General features: G+C 65.0%; 2 protein-coding genes. Both read right to left on the bottom strand.

Annotation, left to right across the window (positions count from 1 at the left end; all coding sequences use genetic code 11):
• Window positions 1-214 precede the first annotated feature (214 nt).
• A complete protein-coding gene (gene tilS, locus VK98_RS22550) occupies window positions 215-1495 on the bottom strand; it encodes a tRNA lysidine(34) synthetase TilS (RefSeq protein ID WP_231589355.1) in 1281 nt (426 codons plus the stop codon).
• 37 nt (window positions 1496-1532) lie between these two features.
• Window positions 1533-2498, bottom strand: coding sequence for an acetyl-CoA carboxylase carboxyltransferase subunit alpha (locus VK98_RS22545; protein ID WP_048416165.1), 966 nt, complete (start codon window positions 2496-2498; stop codon window positions 1533-1535).
• Window positions 2499-2740: the final 242 nt, after the last annotated feature.

The raw sequence follows: 2740 nt of genomic DNA, 5'->3' as shown, positions 1-2740 counted from the left end.
GGCGCTGGCCGCCTTGCCGATCTGAGAACCTGTTTACGATCTGCTGCGCGTCGGCGATACGGCGTTGAAACCGTCTTCGAAATGCTCATGTACCGTATGTACACTCCGCTTTCTCAGCCGTTTTCGCCTTGTCTCGCCTTAGCTCGCGAGATCGTAAACACGTTCTAAGCACCCCAATGCAAAAACGCCTGCCGGATCGGCAGGCGTTTTTGCATCAGCGCGGTTCCGCCAGCAGCGGCCGCCAAAGCGGCCACCAGCCCGGCTCGCTGGCCAGTTCGGCGTCCACCGCCACGCCGGGCAGCGCCAGCACCCGCCCGTCCACGTCGCACAGCAGCGGCCAGCGCTCGCGCAAGGGCGGCGCGATGCCTGCCTCCTGCAGGAAATTCTTCACCGGCTTGCGTCCGACTCCGGACGCCAGCCGCTCGCCGCCCTCGCGCGGCCGCAGGCTCAAGCCTCGCGCCAACGCTTCCGCCGGCAAGCCGCGCAATCGCCACTCCCAACTCAGCGCCCCGCCCCACTCCGCCGCCGCCCGCTCCGTCGCCGGGTCCACCGGCCCCAAGATCATCGCGCTGGGCGCCGACAACGCCGGCAAGGCGAACAAGCCGTCGCGGTAGCGGTACAACAGGCCCCGCGCCAGCTTCAGCCGCGGGCAACTGCCGGCCCCGGCCTCCAGCGCCTGGCGCTGAAACTCCGCCAAGGCGTCCGGTTCCGGCGCCGGCCAACCCAGGCCGCGCAACCAGGCCAGCAGCGTCTGACGCTGCCTGGCCGCGGACAGCGCGCGCCAGCGGATCAAATCCAGGCCGTCCTCGCTCCGGCAAGCCGCCAGATCCTGCGCCGCCACCTCATCCAGCACCGCGGCGGCGTCTGCCAGCAAGCCGGCCGATCGCGTCAGATGACGACGGTAGTCCGGCAGCGCCGCCTCCAGCTGCGGCAGCAGCCGCTGGCGCAACAGATTGCGCCGCCAACGCTCGTCCCGATTGCTCTCGTCCTCAACCCAGCTCAAGCCCTGGGCGCGGACGTAATCCTCCAGCTGCCGCCGGCGCAAGCCCAGCAGCGGCCGCCACAACCAGGGGCCGGCCGCGTCCAGCTTGCGCAAGGCCGGCATCGCCGCCAAGGCGCGCGCGCCGCCGCCGCGCAGCAATTGCAGCAGCACGGTTTCCGCCTGGTCGTCCAGATGGTGGGCCAAGACCACCACGCCGGCGGCGGAGCGCCGATACGCCTGATAGCGCGCCTCGCGGGCTACCGCTTCCAGACTGTCGCCGCCGCTCAAGGCCAGGCTTACCCGCTCCACCCGCAAAGGCGCGCCCAACGCCGCGCACAAGACTCGGCAGTGCTCGGCCCAGGCGTCGGCGTTCGGGCTCAGCCCGTGGTGCACGTGCACCGCGCGGATCTCCAGCTCCGGACGACGCTCCCGCGCGCGGCACAGCAGCGCCAGCAGCGCCACAGAGTCCAGACCGCCGCTCAGGCCCACCTCAAAAGCACATTGGCCGGACAATTCGTCCGGCCAATGGCTTAACAGAGATTCGAGCGGGTCAGGCTGCGGCTTCCTTGAAGCGGCCATAACTCATCAATCTGTCGAAACGGGTTTTCAGCAACTCGTCGATCGGCTTGCCGGTCAAGTCTTTCAACTCTTCCTGCAGCACGCGCTTCAACGTCGCCATCATTTGCGCGTGATCGCGATGCGCGCCGCCCACCGGCTCGTTGACCACGCGGTCGATCAGACCCAGAGTCTTCAAGCGCGGCGCGGTGATGCCCAGCGCCTCCGCGGCGTCGGACGCGCGTTCGGCGGTCTTCCACAAGATGGAAGCGCAGCCTTCCGGCGAAATCACCGAGTAGGTGGCGTATTGCAGCATATTGACGCAATCGCCCACCGCGATGGCCAAGGCGCCGCCGGAGCCGCCCTCGCCTATCACCGTGACGATGACGGGCACGCGCAAGCGGGTCATTTCATAGAGGTTGCGGCCGATGGCCTCGGATTGACCGCGCTCTTCCGCGCCAATGCCGGGCCAAGCGCCGGTGGTGTCCACCAAGGTGACCACCGGAATGCCGAACTTCTCGGCCAGCTTCATCAGGCGCAGCGCCTTGCGATAGCCTTCCGGATGCGGCATGCCGAAATTGCGGCGGATCTTTTCCTTGGTGTCCCGGCCCTTCTGCTGGCCGATCACCATCACCGACTGGCCGTTGAAACGAGCCAGACCGCCCACGATGGCGGCGTCGTCGGCAAACGCGCGGTCGCCGTGCAGCTCTTCGAAGTCGGTGAAAATACTCTCTATATAGTCGAGCGCGTAGGGGCGCTGCGGATGGCGCGCCACCATGGCGATTTGAGACGGCGTCAGCTTGGCGTAGAGCGTCTTGGTCAAGTCCTGGCTCTTCTTCTGCAGGCGCGCGATCTCCTCGGAGATGTCCAGCACGGAATCGTCCTGAACATAGCGAAGTTCTTCTATTTTGTTCTCGAGCTCGGCAATAGGCTGCTCAAAATCGAGAAAGGTCGGCTTCATTCGTAACGTCATCCGATAAATAGCTAATGGCGGCATGATACCTTAGCGGCAAAGTCGGCGTCACCTTTCTGTCTGACAAAAACATTAAATTTTGGAGCTTTTATTCGAAATTGCCGCCAGTTGCAAAAATTTGCTGGTAGACCACTTGCGCAAGCTTAAACCCTGTGTTTTAATTCGCCTCCTCGCTGAAACGCAAACGCAGCAGCGAAAAGGATTCAGGGCGTTTAGCTCAGTTGGTAGAG

It is taken from the genome of Chromobacterium sp. LK11, from assembly GCF_001043705.1.
In the GTDB taxonomy this organism is placed as follows: domain Bacteria; phylum Pseudomonadota; class Gammaproteobacteria; order Burkholderiales; family Chromobacteriaceae; genus Chromobacterium; species Chromobacterium alkanivorans.
Note: the sequence above shows the minus strand (reverse complement) of the source record. Positions and strands in the feature narration are given on the sequence as shown.

Excerpts from the sequence above, each read along its gene's own strand:
- VK98_RS22545 (WP_048416165.1), bottom strand. The coding sequence starts at position 2,498 with ATGAAGCCGACCTTTCTCGATTTTGAGCAGCCTATTGCCGAGCTCGAG.